General features: G+C 42.2%; 15 protein-coding genes. 4 read left to right on the plus strand and 11 right to left on the minus strand.

Translation table 11 applies throughout. The features are described 5' to 3' along the window. The first annotated feature begins 53 nt into the window (after positions 1–53). Positions 54–1,133: a hypothetical protein gene (locus V7K41_RS08495; RefSeq protein WP_334847211.1), complete on the plus strand. Its 1,080-nt coding sequence runs from the start codon at positions 54–56 to the stop codon at positions 1,131–1,133. A 559-nt stretch (positions 1,134–1,692) separates the two neighbouring features. On the opposite strand, the gene V7K41_RS08500 is transcribed toward V7K41_RS08495, so the two are convergent. The 7 genes from V7K41_RS08500 to V7K41_RS08530 form a co-directional block, all read right to left on the minus strand. After that, positions 1,693–3,471 carry an ATP-binding protein gene (locus tag V7K41_RS08500; protein ID WP_334847213.1) on the minus strand — a complete coding sequence of 593 codons (1,779 nt, stop codon included), beginning with the start codon at positions 3,469–3,471 and terminating at the stop codon, positions 1,693–1,695. Between the two features lie 127 nt (positions 3,472–3,598). Then, entirely contained in the window at positions 3,599–4,096 is a 498-nt protein-coding gene (locus V7K41_RS08505; RefSeq protein ID WP_334847215.1) for a hypothetical protein, read from the minus strand. Between the two features lie 507 nt (positions 4,097–4,603). Further along, the gene (locus V7K41_RS08510; RefSeq protein WP_334847216.1) at positions 4,604–5,014 is read right to left on the minus strand and encodes a type II toxin-antitoxin system VapC family toxin; all 411 of its coding nucleotides are present in this window, start codon (positions 5,012–5,014) and stop codon (positions 4,604–4,606) included. Positions 5,015–5,019: 5 nt separating this feature from the next. Next, on the minus strand, positions 5,020–5,313 hold the full coding sequence (locus V7K41_RS08515) for a hypothetical protein (protein WP_334847218.1): 294 nt from the start codon (positions 5,311–5,313) through the stop codon (positions 5,020–5,022). Positions 5,314–5,696: 383 nt separating this feature from the next. After that, entirely contained in the window at positions 5,697–7,724 is a 2,028-nt protein-coding gene (gene tkt / locus V7K41_RS08520) for a transketolase (protein WP_334847220.1), read from the minus strand. A 285-nt stretch (positions 7,725–8,009) separates the two neighbouring features. Beyond that, a complete protein-coding gene (gene fabF / locus V7K41_RS08525) occupies positions 8,010–9,260 on the minus strand; it encodes a beta-ketoacyl-ACP synthase II (protein ID WP_334847222.1) in 1,251 nt (416 codons plus the stop codon). A 236-nt stretch (positions 9,261–9,496) separates the two neighbouring features. Further along, positions 9,497–9,751, minus strand: coding sequence for an acyl carrier protein (locus V7K41_RS08530; RefSeq protein ID WP_292872965.1), 255 nt, complete (start codon positions 9,749–9,751; stop codon positions 9,497–9,499). A gap of 419 nt (positions 9,752–10,170) precedes the next feature. Between V7K41_RS08530 and V7K41_RS08535 the strand changes: the two genes are divergently transcribed. Further along, on the plus strand, positions 10,171–11,076 hold the full coding sequence (locus V7K41_RS08535; protein ID WP_334847224.1) for a CoB--CoM heterodisulfide reductase iron-sulfur subunit B family protein: 906 nt from the start codon (positions 10,171–10,173) through the stop codon (positions 11,074–11,076). 243 nt (positions 11,077–11,319) lie between these two features. On the opposite strand, the gene V7K41_RS08540 is transcribed toward V7K41_RS08535, so the two are convergent. Both V7K41_RS08540 and V7K41_RS08545 read right to left on the minus strand, forming a co-directional pair. Next, entirely contained in the window at positions 11,320–12,081 is a 762-nt protein-coding gene (locus V7K41_RS08540; protein WP_334847226.1) for a DUF928 domain-containing protein, read from the minus strand. 369 nt (positions 12,082–12,450) lie between these two features. Then, positions 12,451–14,823, minus strand: coding sequence for a CHASE2 domain-containing protein (locus V7K41_RS08545; protein ID WP_334847227.1), 2,373 nt, complete (start codon positions 14,821–14,823; stop codon positions 12,451–12,453). Between the two features lie 887 nt (positions 14,824–15,710). Between V7K41_RS08545 and V7K41_RS08550 the strand changes: the two genes are divergently transcribed. Further along, on the plus strand, positions 15,711–16,079 hold the full coding sequence (locus V7K41_RS08550; protein ID WP_334847229.1) for a hypothetical protein: 369 nt from the start codon (positions 15,711–15,713) through the stop codon (positions 16,077–16,079). A 58-nt stretch (positions 16,080–16,137) separates the two neighbouring features. Here the strand turns inward: V7K41_RS08550 and V7K41_RS08555 are convergent, their stop codons facing one another. After that, entirely contained in the window at positions 16,138–17,592 is a 1,455-nt protein-coding gene (locus V7K41_RS08555) for an AAA-like domain-containing protein (protein WP_334847231.1), read from the minus strand. A 364-nt stretch (positions 17,593–17,956) separates the two neighbouring features. Between V7K41_RS08555 and V7K41_RS08560 the strand changes: the two genes are divergently transcribed. After that, positions 17,957–19,543, plus strand: coding sequence for a calcium-binding protein (locus V7K41_RS08560; RefSeq protein WP_334847233.1), 1,587 nt, complete (start codon positions 17,957–17,959; stop codon positions 19,541–19,543). 138 nt (positions 19,544–19,681) lie between these two features. On the opposite strand, the gene lpxD is transcribed toward V7K41_RS08560, so the two are convergent. Further along, positions 19,682–20,734: a UDP-3-O-(3-hydroxymyristoyl)glucosamine N-acyltransferase gene (gene lpxD, locus V7K41_RS08565; protein ID WP_334847235.1), complete on the minus strand. Its 1,053-nt coding sequence runs from the start codon at positions 20,732–20,734 to the stop codon at positions 19,682–19,684. Positions 20,735–20,739 lie beyond the last annotated feature (5 nt).

Raw genomic sequence — 20,739 nt, forward strand, 5'->3', positions numbered from 1 at the left:
TTGTGAGTTCGTAGCATCTTAATTATTTTTAATTCCTGAAGAGGAGGTTTGTTGTGGTGGGGAAAAAACCGACTGATAAGAATACTAAAGTAGAAATTCTTCAGGCGTATGAGGAGTTAGCAAAAGAAAAAGTAGCACTGAAATCAGAACTCGATAAAGTTGCCAAAGAAAACCAGTCTGGAACTAAAGAACAGCCTAAATTAGAACAAAAAACAGTTATGAATCAGCTTTCTAGTATCCAACAAAAAATGAACAATACAATTGAAAGCTTGGCGAAGGTTCAATTAGGTTTTGGCAGTGCTGCTAATGAATTATCGGAACAGCTAACCACAAAAGCCTCTAAACTAGAAGAAATTAGGCGAACTTTAGAAGAAGAAATCCAACAATTAATACAGCTGCATAATTTAGAAATTTCTGATGATATCTTGGATACTCTCATCCAAGCCTATGAAGATAATACTAAAGCTTATCAGGAAGAATATAGCCGACGTTCTGAAGTGTTATTCCAAGAAATACTAGAGCAAAGAAATACTTGGGTAAAAGAACAAGAGGAACAGCAAAGGGCGATAAAAGAACGCAATGAAAACTTAAATAAAACTCGGCAACGCGATGCAACAGAGTATAAGTATAATTTAGAACTCCAGCGACAACTGCAAAATGATGAATACGAACAAGGGCAGAAAGCGCTATATAAGCAACTGGAAGAATCACTACAAGAAACAGAAAAGCAGTGGGCTGAACGCGAGAAAGCAATTTCTGAGAGAGAGAAACAATTTGAAGAGTTAAAAGCCAAGGTAGAGGCTTTTCCAAAAGATAAAGAAGCAGCCATCAAAAAAGCTACAGAAGAAGGCAAAGGAATCGCCCACTACCAAGCTAAAGTAAAATCAGATTTATATTCTAAGGAAGTGGAAGGGCAAAAGCGTTTCTATGAACAAAGACTGCAATCTCTAGAACAAACTATTACTAATCAAGAGACACGGATTCAAAATCTTTCTAAACAACTTGAATCTGCTCTCAAACAAGTTCAGGATTTGGCAGTTAAAGCTATTGAAGGTACTTCAAATGTTAATTCTTATCAGGCAATCAAAGAAATAGCTTTAGAACAGGCAAAGACTCAAGCAAAAAATAAATAAGCTGATTTATTTTTGATAAAATTGCAGAAACTTAATTTAATTTAAGTCTCTGCAAGTAACTCTAATGCTTTTTATTCGGTTTTATTTGGTTTTTTGATATCTGGGGGAGGTTGTATTTTCTTCTTCTTTGTTGGGCTAGCCTGCGTTTGCTTTAATGCTTTGTTGGAATTTTGTTCTTGACTAGACATAATACTAAGTTTTGATATTTAAATTATTGGTATCTTTTATTACATCAATATATCATAGAAAATTTAAGTTTAACTAAAAAAAGTTAGTAAATAATATTACCCCTGTAGCAACCTTCACTTTTAACGGGATAAAGACAAATCTTAATAGGCATCTGGTAAAAAAGAGACTTAGCCCTGCTAAGTCTCTACAGCGGTTCGTTTCCTTATCTATATTTTTCACGACTCATTTAGGATTGCTATATTCTTGCCAAAGTACATAAGAACAGCAGGCTTAATATAATCATTTAAAGTTGGCGATACATTTGCCACAAAAAAACAATCTGGGGCTTTTGCTCCTTTTTCTGGTAGTTCAGTTGCTTCTGATTGATTAGTTATTTGTCACGTAGTGCTTCACGAGTGTAGGAGTTTGCGTGTAAACCCCAGTAGCTCCGCAAGTCGTCATAAACACTATCCGGGTCAGAGTGCATATTCTCAGCTTTAGCATAAGCCATAAACAGAGCATCTAAGGCTACCTCAACTTTCCTAGCAAGCCTAATTGCATCTTCCGAACTAATTTCTGTAGGAGCTTGACCTGCTAATTCTTTGATGGGATCGTAAATTTCTCGGAAAAAAGGATGGCGGTGATTGTATGTAATGATCGCTTTACCATTTAGATGAGCGATTTCAAAAAGTTCCTTCCCAGACCATCCTGAATCAAATATTGTAATGGGCAGATCATGTATTTTTTGTTTGACTTCTTCTGCTTTCTCTGGGTCTGTATCTGGGTTGACTCCGATATCATTTAGTAAATTGTTGACAATTTGGTTTGCTGTCTCTGGGTTAATATTCATGCCACCTTTGCCTTGAGGTGAGGTTTGCTCTGCTTGTTTGACAGCAGCATGAGCTGAATCGTGTGCATCTGAAACGTTTTGCTCTTGTGTTTCAGTATTAACCCAAAGTGCCTGTATATCTTTGAATGCTTTATTAATTGGTCGTTCCAAGAACTTACGCAATTCCTCACGGAGTTTCGATACTGGTTCAGCACCCCGCTTGACGTGTCGAACCTGTAAATACTCGTCTAAGGCAGCAGGGAAGCTAACTTCTACCCCAATAAAACGATATGGGTCATTATTATCAATCCTTCGTGGGAATAGTCGAGGGATGATGTCGTAATAAATTTCTCGACCATTTCGGAGTAGACTAACTCGCCCTTGATTATCGGGGATATTTAAGCCTTCAAACCTTTCATCTCTATGTTCTCTACCTCCAGGCCCCCGTTTTTTACGAAATTCCTTTGGATAGAGCGTGACAGTAACCTTTACCTCATGACCATCAATAGAAATTTCTTCAGGCTTTGTCTCCTGTATAATTTCTGCTCTAAGATCACGACCAAAGTTCTGTGTTACTCGCGGGTTCTCCAGTAGAAATAATGGGTCGTGAAGAGTAATACGAGATTGATTGATTTCAATATAAAGCCCTTGGTCAATAAACTTGCGATATGCACGAGCAAGAAATTTAATAAAGCCTATGCGGCGTTCATCAAGAGATGAACCATACTTACCACCTTCAGTCAGACGGTCAACTTTAGACCAAATAACCAATGTGCCGGACTCAAAGGCAGTACCTTTCTTTGGGTGTTGCATTAAGTCACTGTACTCAGGGGGATAAGCATCAAGAATGTCAGCCTGAATATAAACCTGCTGACCTGATGCAACCAGATCCAAATCAAGGTATGCATGGGATATTTGATTGCTACCCAAAGGTTGGGTATAAATGTCTATTCGTCTTGCCTGACTAATCGCAGCAAGCTTCATTCCTACACCAAATCGACCTAAACCATCACGCTGATTGTAGCGGGTCGAAAAACCAAGCGTTAATACATGAGGTAATGTATCATACGGTATTCCAATACCATCATCAGCAAACGCGATCGCTTTAATAGCTTTGGAAAACTTGGTTTTACTTTTGGCAGTCGTCGTAACTTCATTAGCTACAGTACCCTCTACAGTATGAATTCGGATAAATTGTGCTTTAGCTTCAATTGAGTTGTCAATGACTTCACCTCCTGCCGTTGCTAGGTCAAAGCCAGAATCACGCATACTTTCTAGGGCTTTATCGACCTGAATTAATTCTGCTGTGTTATTTTGAGGCGAAGTTACAGCTTGATTCATAATTTTCTTTTTCCTCTGATATTCAGATGACTAATTTTGTTAATTTCTGGCGAATTTTTAGTGATACCCTTCTATAATTTGGAAGGTTTGTAAAGTAGCTGATTCTGCCTGTTACTGCTGAAGAAGCTCAAACATTCGTATCCTCTTTCCAAAGAGCTTTGGCTCGTCTGCGAGCTTGACTGATCCGAACACGAGCTTGTTTAACAGTAAGACCAAGATGTATAGCTATGTCTTCTGCTTCATAACCCTGCATGAGGAGAGATAAGATAGTCCGGTAATTGCTGTTAGGAGGAGCGTTGTTTAACCAGTCTATTATGCCTAGAATGAACTCTACAGAATTTGCTGATGAGTCAGCTAGATTCTCAACAGATTGTTGGAGTTGAGTATCTTCTTCAGTATTTCTTACTTCAGCAATTGGGCAAATTTGGCTGCGGCGATGCATCACTTTTCTAGCATCGCTCAACGCATTTTTAATTAGATGATATGGCTTCCTTCTGGAGTGAGGATGACGAAGCAAAGTATCGATAGCTCTATCTACTCGCTCAGTCCAATAAGGACTGGAGTAGAAATAACGAGCATTCCGTTTCTGAAGAACTTCAACGGCATTAGCTGTGTTCTCGATCATAATTACAAACTCCTTGCTATGACCTTCTTTGGTCATGGCGTATTTGAATTGATCTTGGTTTATGTATTTGGTCATTCCTTGGTGTAGTCGCCATCAGGTCGATCACACCGAATGTGTCTTATTTTAGACGAGCGTGCGCTAGCCTATCCGTTAAATTAAGGGGTGTAAATCGGTAAAAAATTTCATATTCGGGAAAGTTTTCTTTTCAACCCTAGTCAACTTGCACCATCAAGGCTTGGTCTGCATAATCTTTGACTTACTTGTACAGGCTCTATATTAAATATTTATAGTAAACCGTATATAATCAATATTTTAAGTGTGATTATATACGTAATACTGCAAAAGACACGTAATAGAGATGTCTTATACCTAAACTACACAAAAGCTAGTGCTTACTAGATTAAAAAAAAATAACGTAAATAAGATTTGAAGCTTTCAAAAACTGGTGTTTAAATTTAGGCTCAATCAAGCTATGGGTGTGATCGCTTTCTCCTCATAACTGCTAACTCAAAGTTCTTTTCTTGCCCAATTGTCCAAGCTTAGTCCTTCAACTCTCAGCAAATCAGAATCATTGGAAACGAGAATTAAACCGCGTGCGATCGCTGTAGCCGCTATCAATATATCTTGCTCTTGGATAGTAAACCCTCTGCGTTGTAAGTCCACATATATTTCACATGCTAGTTCAATAATCTCTAAATCATCTATTAATATAATTTTATATACTTGACAAAATTTATTAAACTCAACTAACTGTCTAGTTGCATTGATAGCTAAAAGACCTCGTTTTACTTCATAGTAAGTTATGCAACTAATAAACACATCTTGTTTCAGACGCAGGACTTCCCGAAACTTCTGATCTACAATTACATTTCTCTTTAAAATGTAACTAACAATATTTGTATCTAATAAATAAGTCACTTTGTCTATTTTCGCTTTACTGCTTCATCGTACATTTTGATTTGCTCCGGTGTTAAATCGTTTAACGTACCTGAAACTGCCTCTAAAATTAAAATACTATCTATTCTATCTATCAAATCATCATCTTTAATTTCCCTCATTTCTTCTTGTGAGAATTGCCCAAATAGTTCAACTAACATTTGGCTCATTTCCAGTTGATTTAACTTTACCTCATATAAACTATTACCTTTAAATAAATTTTCCACAATTGGCGATATCCGATTGATAAGTTCTTGATGATAGCTAGAAACTTCTTGCATAACTTCCCCCCAATATTTAACTAATTACCTCAATTATAAACCAATACAGTTCAGAGGATGTTTGAAAAGTCCTCAAGCGTGTGTTTCACTACCCTGACTACCAAGAAACTGCTACGAGAGAATCAGAGTTTTGGGATTTGAGATCGCGCCCCTGAGTCATACTTGAGGCTCAAGCCAACCCTTTTCAAACAACCTCTTAGTTGAAGTTAAAACTCTTTGCCAAAATCAATTTTTTTGACGAACCGCAAAAGACGCAAAGAGAAGAAAAAAATGCTTAACTGAACCGTATTGAATTATAAACAATCTCACTCAGCGCCCCTTTGCATAAAAAAAGGTGGACTGAAAGGCCCACCCAATAGTATTTTGAGAATATTGTGTTGCTATTAACCCAACAATTGTTTAGCCTTAGCGAACACATTATCAACGCTAAAGCCAAACTTCTCTAAACAAACATTGCCTGGAGCCGAAGCACCAAAGCGATCGATACTAACGCAATCGCCTTCAGTACCCACGTATTTGTGCCAACCGAAACTGCTACCAGCTTCTACAGACAAACGCTTGGTGACAGCTTTCGGCAGAACGGACTCTTTATAAGCCGCATCCTGTGCTTCAAACAGTTCCCATGAAGGTAGCGAGACAACACGGACTTTCTTGCCTTCAGCCGTGAGTTTTTCGGCTGCGCCGACGGCGAGGCTCAGTTCTGAACCAGTTCCAATCAAAATAATATCAGGTGTACCTTCGCTATCCACCACGGTGTATCCACCCTTCGCCACGCCCTCAACCGATGTACCTGCCAAGTTGGGGACGTTTTGACGGGTAAACGCCAACAGAGACGGAGCGTTTTGCTTGGCTTTTTTGATCGCTATTTTATAAGCACCAGAGGTTTCGTTACCGTCTGCGGGACGAAACACGGTTAAATTAGGAATAGCTCGCAAGGAAGCCAGAGTTTCAATGGGTTGGTGCGTGGGACCATCTTCACCTTGTCCAATGGAATCGTGAGTCATCACCCAAATCACACCAGCTTGGGAAAGGGCGGATAAGCGGATGGCAGCACGCATATAGTCTGTGAAGATTAAGAAGGTAGCACCGTAGGGAATTAATCCTGAACTGTGCAATGCTATACCATTACAGATTGCGCCCATACCATGTTCCCGCACACCAAAGTGGATGTTGGGATTTTCGTAGTGCCCTTTTTGGAAGTCCCCCTTGCCCTTGACTTCGGTAAGGTTGGAGTGGGTTAAGTCAGCCGAACCACCAATCAATTCAGGTAAAACTGCCGCCAATTTGTTGAGGCAAGTTTCTGAGTGTTTGCGGGTGGGCAGTCCTTTGTCTTCGGGGGTGTAGGTGGGTAGTACCTTATCCCAGCCGTCGGGCAGTTTGCCGCTAATGTAGCGTTCAAATTCAGTCGCTTCTTGGGCATACTTAGCTTTGTAGTCAGCAAAGGTCTTGTTCCATTCGTCTTCGTAGCCTGCACCGCGTTCTACTGCTTTGCGCGTGTGGTTGAGGGCGTTTTCTGGAACTACGAAAGGTTCGTATTCCCAACCCAAATTCTTGCGAGTCAATTCTATTTCGTCTCCACCAAGGGCAGCGCCGTGAACACCAGCAGTGTTTGCTTTATTGGGGGAACCGTAACCAATAATGGTTGTTACTTTAATGAAAGAAGGCTTATCGGTAACAGCTTTGGCCGCTTCAATTGCTTTGGCGATCGCTTCTAAATCCGTGTTACCATCTTCGACGTGTTGGACGTGCCAGCCGTAAGCTTCAAACCGCTTGGAAACATCTTCCGTGAATGCCACATCTGTGGAACCGTCGATCGAAATGTGGTTGTCGTCGTACAGAGCGATGAGTTTGCCTAATCCCAAGTGTCCTGCAAAAGAACAAGCTTCACCAGAAATTCCTTCCATGTTGCAACCGTCACCCACAATCACGTAGGTGTAATGGTCAACAATCTTGGTATCGGGTTTGTTAAATTTAGCGGCCAGGTGCGCTTCGGCGATCGCTAAACCGACTCCATTGGCAATTCCTTGACCCAAGGGGCCAGTGGTGACTTCCACGCCTGGGGTCATGAAGTTTTCGGGGTGTCCAGGGGTTTTAGACTCCCATTGACGGAATTGCTTGATATCTTCAATGCTTACACTGTCATAGCCTGTCAAGTAAAGCAGGGCGTACTGCAACATCGAGCCATGACCGGCAGATAAGACAAAGCGATCGCGATTAAACCATTTGGGATTCTTGGGATTAAACTTCAAAAAGCGATCCCAGAGGACAAAAGCCATCGGAGCCGCGCCCATTGGTAGTCCTGGGTGTCCCGATTTTGCTTTTTCTACGGCATCAATAGCCAAGAAGCGGATCGAGTTAATAGCCAGTTCTTCGACGGACAATTCTTTGGCGGATTGGGTTGCAACAGTCATAATCTCTTGTTTTTAACGACGGGTTAGCACTCTTCGTAGCTTCTCTTGCTGGGGTTATTTTAGATTCCCCACAGTATCCTCATCATCCCACTCCCGCTTGTCGATGGACAAGCGGGATCTCCTGAGTTTCTGGTGATAAATCAAGCTGATAATTGGGTCATGCTGAACGCTTACTTTATATCAGAATGATATTTTTGATACTTTGGGCATGGAACAAGGGGCATGGGGCAAAGGAGCAGAGTCGGATCAAATTACTGAATTCTGAATTCTGACTCCTGACTTCTTTTAAACGTATTTCTTAAAGGCCAGTGTGACATTATGACCGCCAAACCCAAAGGAATTGGATATTGCCACCTCGACTTTTTGAGCGCGGCTAGAGTTAGGCACGTAATCTAAGTCACACTCAGGATCGGGATTTTCCAGATTAATTGTCGGTGGAATTTGGTCATTAGCGATCGCTAGTACTGTTGCGACTGCTTCAATACCTCCAGAACCGCCCAATAAATGACCTGTCATCGATTTGGTGGAGCTAATTGCCACCTTATGGGCATATTCTCCCAAGGCTTTTTTGATTGCTGAGGTTTCAGTTGAATCATTAGCTGGGGTACTAGTGCCGTGGGCGTTAATATAGCTAATTTGTTCGGGAGTTATACTGGCATCTTTGAGAGCCAGTTCGATCGCTCTAGCGGCTCCGAGTCCACCAGGTACGGGGGAGGTGATATGGTAAGCATCACAGGTCATGCCATAACCGATCATTTCCGCATAAATGTGAGCGCCGCGACTGATGGCGTGTTGCAGTTCTTCTAGAATTAAAATTCCTGAACCTTCACCCAAAACAAATCCGTTGCGATCGCGGTCAAAAGGACGGCAAGCATGAGCTGGGTCATCATTGCTAAAAGAGAGTGCCTTGCAGGCGGCGAACCCAGCTATCGACAATGGTGTGACAGCTGATTCCGTTCCCCCGCAAATCATCGCCTGGGCATATCCCCCTTGAATTAAGCGAAAAGCATCTCCAATGGCATTGGAACCAGCGGCACAGGCAGTTACAGGACAGGAGTTTGGCCCTTTAGCACCCGTGTGAATTGCCGTTAATCCTGCGGCCATATTGGCGATCATCATCGGAATCATGAATGGACTACAGCGATCGGGGCCACGGTTGAGGTAGATAGTTTGCTGGTCTTCTAATACCTTAATGCCACCAACGCCAGAACCGATCATCACACCTACCTGTTCTGCATTCAGTTCATTAATAACTAACTCCGCGTTAGCTAGAGCCTGTTTTGCTGCCGCAACCCCAAATTGGGAAAATCGATCCATGCGCTTGGCCTCTTTACGCTCCAAGTAATCATGCGGATCGAAGTTTTTCACCTCACCAGCAATCCGGCAATCATGGCGAGACGCATCAAATAATGTGATGTAGTCAATGCCATTGCGTCCACTCAATAATCCATTCCAATATTCTGTTGCTGTGTTACCTATAGGTGTAATCGCGCCAACACCAGTTACAACAACGCGTTTACGTGTATGATCTGTCATGATTCAGTTAAAAATGGCGAAAAAGCTAGCAGGCAAAAAATTTGAGGTTAGCGACTAGGTACTGGTGAGCCAGCGCGATCTTAAAGGTTTCCTTTACGAGCGACTGGCATCGGATTTGCTGACTTCAAGTGATTGTCGTTAACGTCAGGATTGGTGACATTAGCAGCGTCAGGCGAAGAGTGGCTAGATATTAGAGAAAAATCTCTCCAATCCCAATCCTCAATTCCAATCCTCAGTTAAGCTGAGGCGGTAACTTTGTTATCGATGTAATCTACTGCATCTTGAACCGATGTAATCTGCTCGGCAGCTTCATCAGGAATTTCGATATCAAATTCTTCTTCCAAGGCCATTACCAATTCAACGGTATCTAAGGAATCTGCTCCCAGGTCTTCCATAAACTTGGCTTGTGGTGTGACTTTATCTGGGGGATCAACACTCAGTTGTTCGATGACGATTTTCTTGACCTTTTCAAAAAGTTCCGCTTGGCTCATAAATAAAAGTCCTTAACCACTTGCTACGATCTGCTCTTTAGAGGAGACATTGTTTTGAGCATATACATCTTATCGTCAAGCGCGATCGCCCGCATACTTCCAAGGGTTTTTCTGTTAGAAAATCTCTCCCATTCCTAAAATAAATCGGGTAAGTTTTCTCTTAACACTTGAGCAGTGGAGCGTGCTACGCCATCGCCGATCTCGTGTAAATGCTTTGGTTTTTCAATTATTGCTAAAATTTTTTACAATGTCTCTATCGGTATTTAGAGCCTTGCTAGCAATTAAGAATATGTAGATGCTGCGACCCTTTAACCTAGACGCTTAAAAGGTAGCTAAACCTCAAACATCAGAATGATGCTAACAAGGAATGATAAAACAGTTATTGTTTAGAGCGATCGCTCTAACCCAAACATACTTCTATGCTACCTCAGACACTCAAATACGCTTACTTTCCCGGTTGTGTTGCCCAAGGGGCCTGTCGGGAACTTTACCAGTCAACTCAAGCGCTTACCCAAGCACTGGGCATTGAACTAGTTGAACTTAAAAAAGCTGCTTGCTGTGGCTCAGGCACATTTAAAGAAGATTCGCAACTGCTAGAAGATACAGTCAACGCCAGAAATATTGCCCTAGCAGAAGAATTAAATCTGCCCTTACTTACCCATTGCAGCACTTGTCAAGGTGTTATCGGTCATGTGAACGAACACCTGAAAGAATGTAAGACTTCTAACCCTGTTTACGTTGAACAGGTTAATGGCTTGCTAAATAAAGAAGGCTGTTCGCCTTATCGCGGCAGTACTGACGTTAAACATCTTCTTTACGCCTTAGTAACAGATTACGGTTTAGAGGAAATTACCAAACGTGTCACCCGGAAGTTAACTGGATTAAAATGTGCGGCTTTTTATGGCTGTTATCTCCTCCGCGCCCAAAAATCTATGCCTGATGACGACCCTTTCCAACCGGAAGCGATGGAAAATATGTTTCGGGCAGTGGGTGCAACACCAATTTATTATCGAGGGCGGACACAATGTTGTGGTTGGCCCCTTGCTAGTTATGCTACTACCCAATCTTTCAAGATGGCGGGGATGCATATTCAGGACGCTTTGACATCTGGTGCTGACTGTATAGTTACGCCTTGTCCACTGTGCCACTTAAATTTAGATTCGCGTCAGCCAGAAGTAGAAAAGGTGATTGAACAGAAGCTAGGTTTACCAGTGTTGCATTTACCCCAGTTGATTGCTTTGGCACTTGGGGTTAGTCCAAAAGAATTGGGTTTAGAACGCCACGTTGTTTCCACAAAGCCAGTGTTGGAAAAATTAGGATTTTAGTTTTAGGACTAGCCCTTCAATGTAATTGGTATAATCTCTTTTTCTCTCTGCGCCCTCCGCGTCTCTGCGGTTTAAAAGTCTTTTATTTAACCACAGAGGCACAGAGAACACATTAAGAGGTTAAAGAGAGTTTATTGAGCAAAATTTTACCCACCTTGAAAGGCTTAGTCCTAAGTTTATGGAGTACAAGGGGCTTAAGTCCCTTGTCCGGTTCATTGATTGGACTTTGGACAGTAATAATAGCTATTGGCAGCAGTCTACTATCGGTTCTGAAGCAATGTTATTCAAACCAACAGCTTGTAACATGGCAGCCCAATCAGTATGTTTTGGGTTTAGGCGGCGAAGTTCGGCTGAAGCAGTTAGGGAATCGTACCAAATACCATTAGTGGCATAAAGGGCAACGCGCTGTTTTGGTGTTGCTGTCTCTAACTGACTTTTCAGAACGGGGTTTTGTTCGACCCTTATAACCCAACCATTAACAAAAATAGGTGATTGTTGTAGATTACAGTAAGTATTAAAATACCAACGATAACGCTTGCCAATTTCTAATGGGGAAGTTGTCGATGGCAGAGAGAAACTAACAACCCCTGGCGTTTTAGATAGTGAAACAGGGCTTTGATATATAGTTTCTCCCGCTTCATTCTGTAGCACGAACTCTGCGGAAACTGTGGCAACATCATCAGGAACGTAAAACCAGAAAGTTGGATGAGAGGTAGTCGTTAATCCAAAGACTAATTCTGCATTGGGAAACTGATAAACCGGAACTAACGCTGTCAGTCGCTTTTTTTGGGATGTATCAAGTTGCTTGTCCATACTTTCGCAGCCGCGCTTTCCTCCGCCAACGCGATTACCGGGGGCATTAATGTCGTCTGGTGGAGGAGGTGCGTTAAAAATCAGCGATGGAAGAATTTCAGATTTTACGGGCTGTGCTTGGATTAGTGTGAAGTATGGCGATACCAAACTGATTGCAAAGGCAATTTTAAGCTGTCGAAGACCTAATTTCATTTCTCAAAGTTTTTATCTATTTTTATTAACAGGTATCCAATTTTATAGATATAAAATATTATTTTTTACGTTATCTGGAAAAGCCCACAAAAACCTAACCTCTTACCTCCTTTTCAATGGGTAAGGAGAAAATGAAAAGTGAGCTACACCCGTAGGGGCACGGCACTGCCGTGCCCCTACACTCGTGATGTAATGTTGTACTGCATCTGAATGGGAACCGCTATATATAGCAATTTTCGATTGAATGAGATACAAGAACCCCATCCCGCAAGCAAGAGATCCTTTGACTTACCCCAAATGGCATTTGACTTTCTCATTTGAGTAATTATAACTGCGATCGCTATGTAGCATTGGAAGTCCCCAAAACCGTTATTTTTCTCGGAGTAGTAGATTGATACTGCTATTACTGCTTTGAGAAACGCTGTAAATTAACACACTACTACCTGTAACAACCAGAGCCAGCGCCGCCGGAATTAGCGGTATCCAAATACCTTTCAGCAGTATAAAAAAGCTAATTGTGGATATAGCCCCAACTACAGCAACTCCGGCTATTCCTAAAAGCAAGGAATTACGAATGCGCCATGCTAATATTCCTCCAAAAACAGACCAGAAAAAGACCCACACAGCCTCACCCCAAACTGGCCAAACCCACAACAGGGTTCGCCTATCTAAAACTGCACTGAGAATTTGACTCACCATTTGAGCATGAACCATAACTCCTGGCATTTCCTGTTTACGATCGCTCGTGTAAGGGGTGAAAAAATAATCTCCGGCGCTTTGGTTAGTGATACCAATAAGTACGATCCGATTCTTTACGAGATTGGGATCGATCGCACCTCTGAGTAAATCTTTTAAGGTGATTTGCTCAACAGCCTTTAAGGGATCAAAGGAACGGTAGTTTAGCAATACTTGATAGCCCCAGTCATCCAGTTGTTGATAGCCACCTATATGCGATCGCAATCGCTTAAACACAACTTGGCCAATCTGCAAATCTTTTTTTCTGGTGTACTTGACAGAAATGCCCTCAGCCTCTAGATAACGAAATGCCAATTGAGCGCTGAAGGCGTAGGGCGTAGTACAAGGGGATGAGTCGCCTGGTTTGATCGCGATTAGATGGCGTCGGAGAATACCATCGCTGTCTTTGACAAAATCGCTAAAGCCTTGACGCGCTATCGGAATTTCTGGAGGGGGCGAAACGCCGGGTTCATTAATTTGGGGTTCGCTGACTTTGCAAATAGCAATGAAGCGATCGCTTTGCCGCATCCAATTAGCTAAAGGTGCTTCCTTAGAATCTACAGGGAAATCGCGATAAATATCTAAGCCAATCGCTCGCGGTTGATACTGCTCTAGTTTCTGCACCAAGAGAGCAAGGGCCCGATCTGAGAGCGACCCTTTTCGCTGCTGCTGTTCTGGAAGCTGAAAATCATCTTCAGCGATCGCCACTACCAAAAGGCGGCGATCTGGTTGTTCGCTAGGGCGCAGCCGCAGCAGTTGGTCAAAAGCTTTTAGTTCGGCAGCTTGTAGTAATCCCAGATGCCGCACCCCCATGACCAAAGCTGTTACAACCATACTTAAAACCAGCACAGTTTTAAGACGGCGCTTGCTGGGCAATGTTTGAGGCGATCGCTCTAGCGATTTTGAGCTTGATAAAGTTTTATCAACCCAATTTTGATTAAAAACAGCAGCATAAATCCGGTTATAAACTTTTAATAAACCCTGTTGCTTGACTACCAATCCTGATAACCGCAATTCCAATTGCTCAGAACTGCTACGTGCTGTGATTTGACCTGTTTGCAAAATTTGCTGATAAAGCTCCAGCAATTGCTGAGTGCGCTGATAAAAAATGCGATCGCGAATCGTCCTCAAATGCTCCGGTTCATCTTGAGATTCCCAGTTGTCAATTATTTGAGAACGTACCAGTTTCTCAACATACTCGGCTTCACCATCTGGTGGAATGGGAGAAGATGTAATAACTAACTGGCAAAGTTTCTGAGTCAGAAAAGGTTGACCACCACTCCAAGCTAATATCTCTTGCAACACTATCTGAGGATTACCGATACTTACTAATCCCTCAGTTAATGGTTGAGCTTCATGCCATTGGAAACCGTTTAGTTCAATTGCTCGACCAATGTTAAAAGGTGTCCGGTGTTTATCTTGAATCAAATCGTAGGGAGTTGTTACCCCTAAGAGTGCAAACGTAAGACGCTGATAAGCTGGATTATCAGCTCGTTTGTTATAGCAAGCCCGAATCAGAGCTAAAAAATCATCCTTGAAGTTTAATTGGAGAATGCTATCAATTTCGTCTACAAAAATCACAATTTTTTGAGACACTTCTAGTAGCAGCACTGACTCGATAAACTCACTTAGGCATTGTACTGGTGATAGTGCAGAGCGATCGCTCCACCAACTCAATACTTTAAATTTGGGAATGAAACTACGCACCAGCCTCCGCAGTATGCCCAAATACCACTCAGATGGAGTAATGTCTTGGCTACTAATTGCCGTAATATCGATAACACCACAGGCAATACCCTCTGCTTGCAGTTTACGCATTGTTTGCACTCGCAGGCTAGACTTGCCCATCTGCCGCGAGTTGAAGACATAACAAAATTCTCCAGCTTTTAGTGCATCATAAAAATCTTTGTCGGCTTGTCGTTGCACATAGCTTGGAGCATCAATTTGTAGACTTCCTCCGACTTGATATTTATAAGCCGAGTTTTCTGCTTTGCTCGTCCGATGCATCCTAATACTATTTTAAATTTTGGATTTTAGATTGGAAATTGCTTTCTGTATACGGGTTTCCTAAATTCTTCTGTTGCAATCATTTTTTCAATTGGTATAAGTAGCCCTTTTAAGGTATTCTATGAAATCTTAGTACAGTACTGCTTTGCATAAGTTCGTAGCTTTTTTAAACGCAAAGGGGAGGCAGCGCGTTGCGGGGGTTTCCACGACAGTCCGCTCAAGTAGGGAAACCCGCCCACACAGAATGTCTCCCCGTTGTAGCGACTGCTGTCGCGCAAAGTAAGGCAGAGTATTTTCAGGCGTCAATCGTTACAAATTAGGACAAAATACAGGTTTTGCTAAGTATAGCCGTAGTCACACAGGTTAGGACATAATGACAAGCATGAAAGCTAGGAATAGTAATACTTTTACCTCCTGCCTCCTGCCTCCTGCCTTCTGCCTTCTGCTATAAGTTGGTGCAATAAAACCAAACTGTGTAAAGAAAAGTAAATAAGGCTCAAACTCTTTCTCTCCCTGCTCCCTGCCCCCTGCCTTATCCCAACAATAATTATTTACGCCGATCTACTTATGGCGTGACTCGTAAATTAAGTTTCTGGCTTACAATTTAAGTTTTTGACTCGTAAATGAAATTTCTGAATCGCAAATTAAGTTTCTGAATCGTAAATGAAATTTCTGAATTGCAAATTAAGTTTCTGAATCGTATTTCAGCTTTACAACTCATAAACCTGTTTTTATCAACTTATTTCAGCAAACATACTCATATTTATCCAGTTTGTGAATTCTCATGCTTTTAAAGTTCTGTAGCTTCACTCAGGCTGCTACATTTGCTGTTGCGTATTGTAATAATATCTCAATAACTTCGTTGAAAATCCAAATAGGAAAACTTTATGACGCAACGCAAACGCAATTCCTCCGCACTCACCAAAGCTGAACGACGGATTGAAAGAATGCAGACGATTAATCCTGAGTTAGACTTTGGCAATGGGTTATCAATAACTAGTTATAACACTAGAATTCTGGAGATACGAGAGAAGCTAGCCGCTTACAATCAAGCACGAGCGATAGTGGATAAAACACAGAATGCATTACTAGAAGCAGAACGTGAGTTAAATAGTTATTCCGAGCAAATGCTACTGAGTGTTGCATCTCGCTATGGCAAAAATAGTGATGAGTATGGGATGGCTGGTGGAACGCGCAAATCTGACAGAAAGAAAGCACGTCCGGCGGTAAACCAAACACCCATATTTGCGAAGTAATTATCTGAACAAATATTTCCAGAAAAGTTCAGTCGTTCTTGGTAGAAACTAGAAAAAATTACACAAGGCGATTTTGAAAATATTGGCGGTACAAATTGCAGCGTGGCATCACCTTATTTTCATGACAATATACGATTAAACCCATACTGTGTAATTTAAAGGCTGAATCCGAGTCTAGTTCTATCGGTACTAAACTTTTTACAACCTGGCTAAAAGCTGCTGCTAAATTTGGATGAGGTTCGAGATTACACAAATGTCCTCGTAAATGGTCACTATAAATTCCCGCTTCAGTTGCGGCTGTTTGCAACAACTGCTCAAGTGTGATGTCTTGATGTTGAACGTGATAAAGAGCTAGCCGGACTAAATAGGGATGTCCTCCGATCGTGTTCATCAGTTTTTCGACCTGAGCATCAGTCCAATTTAGCCCTTGATGACGCTTAACTAAAATTTGAACTTGTTCGGGAGTAAACTCTTGTAATTCAATGCTCAACCCGACATTAAAGGGAGATTGATTGATATTTAGGGGAATATAAACTTCTTTGGAATGTACCAAAACTAAGCGGAGTTTTTGCCAGAGTTCGCTACTGCGATCGCCATACTTTGCATACTCATACCAAGCTCGTAACAAGTTAAAAAAATCTTCAGCAATGTCACGATATGGAAAAATGCAATCAACGCCATCCAAGCTAATTACTAATGGGCTGTCGATTTCTTCTAACAAACACTCTTCAAAGTAAGCGGTGGTTTTATCCTTACTGCCATAAATGCTCCAATAATCATCTAACTGATGAAGCTGCTTCAGTTTCCTCCCAACACTTTCACAAAACCAGCGCAAAAATGTATCCAAGCTGGTGAAAACTGCTTTATCTGCTAAATGAAAGCTTAAAGCCACTGTTTGACAGCCATGATTTCTAGCTTCATCAAGAATCCTTGCCATTAGCGAGGTTTTGCCCATCTGTCTAGATGCTTTGATCCGAATTAAAGCACCTGGCTGTAAAATCTCTTGAAAACAGCGATCTTCAATTGGAGGGCGTTCAACATAAAAGCCAGAAGTAAGAGGGACTTGACCTACCGGGAATTCTGCTTCTGCATTCAGTTGGGGTCGTTCATTAGTTAGTAATACTTCTTCATTTACTTCAAAACCTGAGTTGAGAGATATGATTTTCTCCCTTTTTAGTTGTGAATCAGATGACATCAGCTTTTGGGGCTGTAAAATAGCCTGCAATTGCTTTGATGACGCGGCAGTGCCGGAAAGCCGCTGCCGCTCTAATGCTGCCTGAAAATTCTTTTTACTAACCTTTTCACCAAATGCTGCTGACAACATCTGCCAAAGCTTTGGGCCAACATCATGCTGTAGGTATTCGGTAGTGTAGCCATGAATTTGGGCAATTTCGTCATATTTCTTTCCTTGCCAAGAGCTACGAAGTATTGTTACTTCAATATCTTTCAGATGTCTTTTTGTCTGGGCAAAAACTGCTGCATCTAAAATTTTGAATGCTGTTTCAAAGTCCATTGCTCAGAGATGAATAACAATTATTGATCTATTCAGCTACAGCCCGAATTATCAACTTTCCAGATTTTTCACCAAATTATATTCAAATGGCTGTAATTCATCGCTTGCCTGGATCGGCAAAGATTACTCACCTTAAATTTTCTTACCTAAGCTTAAATTGACCTCTTTTGCCGTTTAATTTTTGGGAATCAAACTCCTTAAATTATCCATATTTACGTTTCTGAGTTGAAAAGGCAATCTGGTAATAACAGCAACCGCAGTTATTGGGTTTTGGACAAATTTAGCTTTGTTGTTGAAGTGTCCAAACTCTAAACCAGGGAAATAATACACAAACTCATAAACAAATCAAAGGAGACTCAAAATTATGGCAATTATTAGTGGAACCATAACCCCTGCTGATGACAAAATTATAGCTAATGGGGACAACGATAAAATCGATGCTCTAGCGGGGAACGATACGGTTAATGGTGGTGCGGGTAACGACACTCTAATAGGCAACTTTGGTAATGATTCTTTATTTGGGGGACTTGGTAACGACTTCCTCGATGGTGGATTCAACAGAGATACCCTTGATGGTGGTGCGGGTAACGACACTCTCAACGGCGGCGATGACAATGACACTCTTATAGGTGGAACTGGAAACAATCGCGTTAATGGCGGTGCGGGTAAGGATATTCTCATCGCTCAAAACGGGAACTTTCCGGCTTTAGGTGATGTTGGCGATACCCTGATTGGCGGTGCAGATGAGGACGAGCTGCGTGTTGAGGGAGCCTCAAATTATTTCTTGAACAATAATCAGCTGTTTGTCGGTAATTTGACCCATCAATTTTCTGAGGTTGAGAATGTCAGGCTCACTGGTACTTCAGGTAATGACACGATTAATGCGTCTCAAGCTCTGTTGTCAGGGCGAACCTTTCTTTTTGGTGGTGCAGGTAATGACACCATCATAGGTAGCCGTGGTCTTGACCAGATCAACGGTGGTGATGGTAATGACAGCATTGTAGGAGGAACGGGATTTAACTTTCTCCGTGGCAATAATGGCAATGACACCCTTATCGGTGGAAATGACGACAATAATTTTAATGGTGGGGAAGGGTCTGACATCCTCCAAGGTGGAGCCGGGAGGGATAGTTTTTCTGATAGTGCCTTTGATGGAGCGGGTGACGATCAATACATCGGGGCAGGAGGTGAAGATTTCCTATTCATACAGGGCGACAATAACTTTGAGCTATTCTCATTTGCCAATGACCCAAACAAAAGCCAACTCAAAGGTGGCAAGTTTGGCCCTGGGGCCAATCTCGATGATTCAGCCACAGGTACTGATACCCTCCAAGGTATTGAAGATGTCACTATCCAAGGAGGAGATGGCAGCAATCGCATAGATGCCAGTCGCGCCAACCAAAATGTCAACGTAGTTCTTGATGGTCGCGATGGCGGTGATATCTTGCTAGGTGGTAGCGGTAACGATGTGCTATCGGGTGGACTTGGCAACGATCGCCTTGACGCAGGTGCAGGTAACGATCGCCTAAATGGTGACTCTGGCAATGATATTCTTTTTGGAGGTAAGGGGAATGATACCCTCTCTGGTGGTGGTAACTTTAATAGCGGAGAGATAGATGTTTTAACAGGAGGAGTTCTATTTCAAGGGGTTCAATCTGTTGATACGTTCAGCCTAAATGACTCCTATCGGCAAGCTGGTCATGCTATTATCACAGATTTTTCTCTACTAGATGGAGATAAGATCAATCTTCGCGGTTCTGCTAGCGATTACACATTCGTACAGCAAAATTTCAATACTAATAATAGTATTAGTAGTGGTATTTTTTCAAATGACTCATCTATCTTAGATACGGTCATCTTCTTCGGAGCGCCCGCTTTCGGTGACGTGATTGCTGTCGCTGAAGATGTCAGTTTGAGTGCGCTCACTCCTGGAATTACATTTACTACCTAACGTTTTTAGTAATTAGCGATCGCTAATTTTCCCGGTTAGGAATGTATTTGCCACACCCAAATCAAATTCATCTAAACCTTCACCAGACTCCCACCACCAATCTGAGTAGTGGTGGGAGAAATAGAGGTTTAGATGAAGTTAATCATTGCTATTTTTGAATTTACGTTGCAATTGTTTTAATGATTGATACATATCTGGCAGGCGACCATAAACAGCAGATACCTTGAGATATAGTTTGTAAGGTAGGGCTGGAGTTCCGCAGACAACTTCTCCTGGTGCAACATCGTTGTGAATTCCAGTTTGAGCAGATGTCATCGACCCATCTCCCATCTTTACTTGATTGACTATTCCTGTTTGTCCAGCTAAAATCACGCGATTTCCCAGTTGAACACCTCCCGCCAAACCAACCTGACCTGCGATCGCACAGCCAGAACCGATTTTGCAACCGTGACCTATTTGCACTAAGCTGTCAATTACTGTATTGCGACCTACCCGTGTTTCTCCGACGGCTGGGCGGTCAATGCCACTGTTGCAACCAACTTCCACGCCATCTTCTAAAACTGTATAGCCTGATTGTTCCATTTTGAACCAACCAGTCCGGGTAGGAACAAAACCAAAGCCTTCTGCACCAATGACAGCACCACTGTGAATGACGCAATCTGCACCGATGTGGGTACGTTCATGGATGGTACAGTTGGCGTGTAAGGTGGTGCGATCGCCAATTTTGGCATCTGGATAAATCACCACATTGGGATGAATGATTGCACCATCGCCAATTTCTACCCCTTGTTGAATCACAGCATGGGGGCCAATATAAACATCACTACCAACTTTTGCGGTGGAGTGAATCACAGCGGTGGGATGAATTTCTGGGACGGGGCGATATGGTTGGTAAAAAAGTGCGATCGCTTTGGCAAACAATAATCGCGGATCTGAGGTTGCTATCCAGACAATACCTCTTTCTTGTGCAAGTGCCTGCAATTTTTCGTCCTGCGGCAAAATTAAAGCACTAGCATTGGTATTGCCAACAAAAGACCCAAATTTTGCACCTTCTACGTAACCGATCGTACCGTTGGTAGCTTCATCAATGGCTGCTACCCCTGTAATTTCTGGGTCTTGGTCTGGGTTGCTAGTCAAGCTATGATTGGTGGCCGCGTCACCAAATTGACGGAGGATTTCGCTGAATTTCATTGTTG

The organism is Nostoc sp., from assembly GCF_036917415.1.
GTDB lineage: Bacteria > Cyanobacteriota > Cyanobacteriia > Cyanobacteriales > Nostocaceae > Nostoc.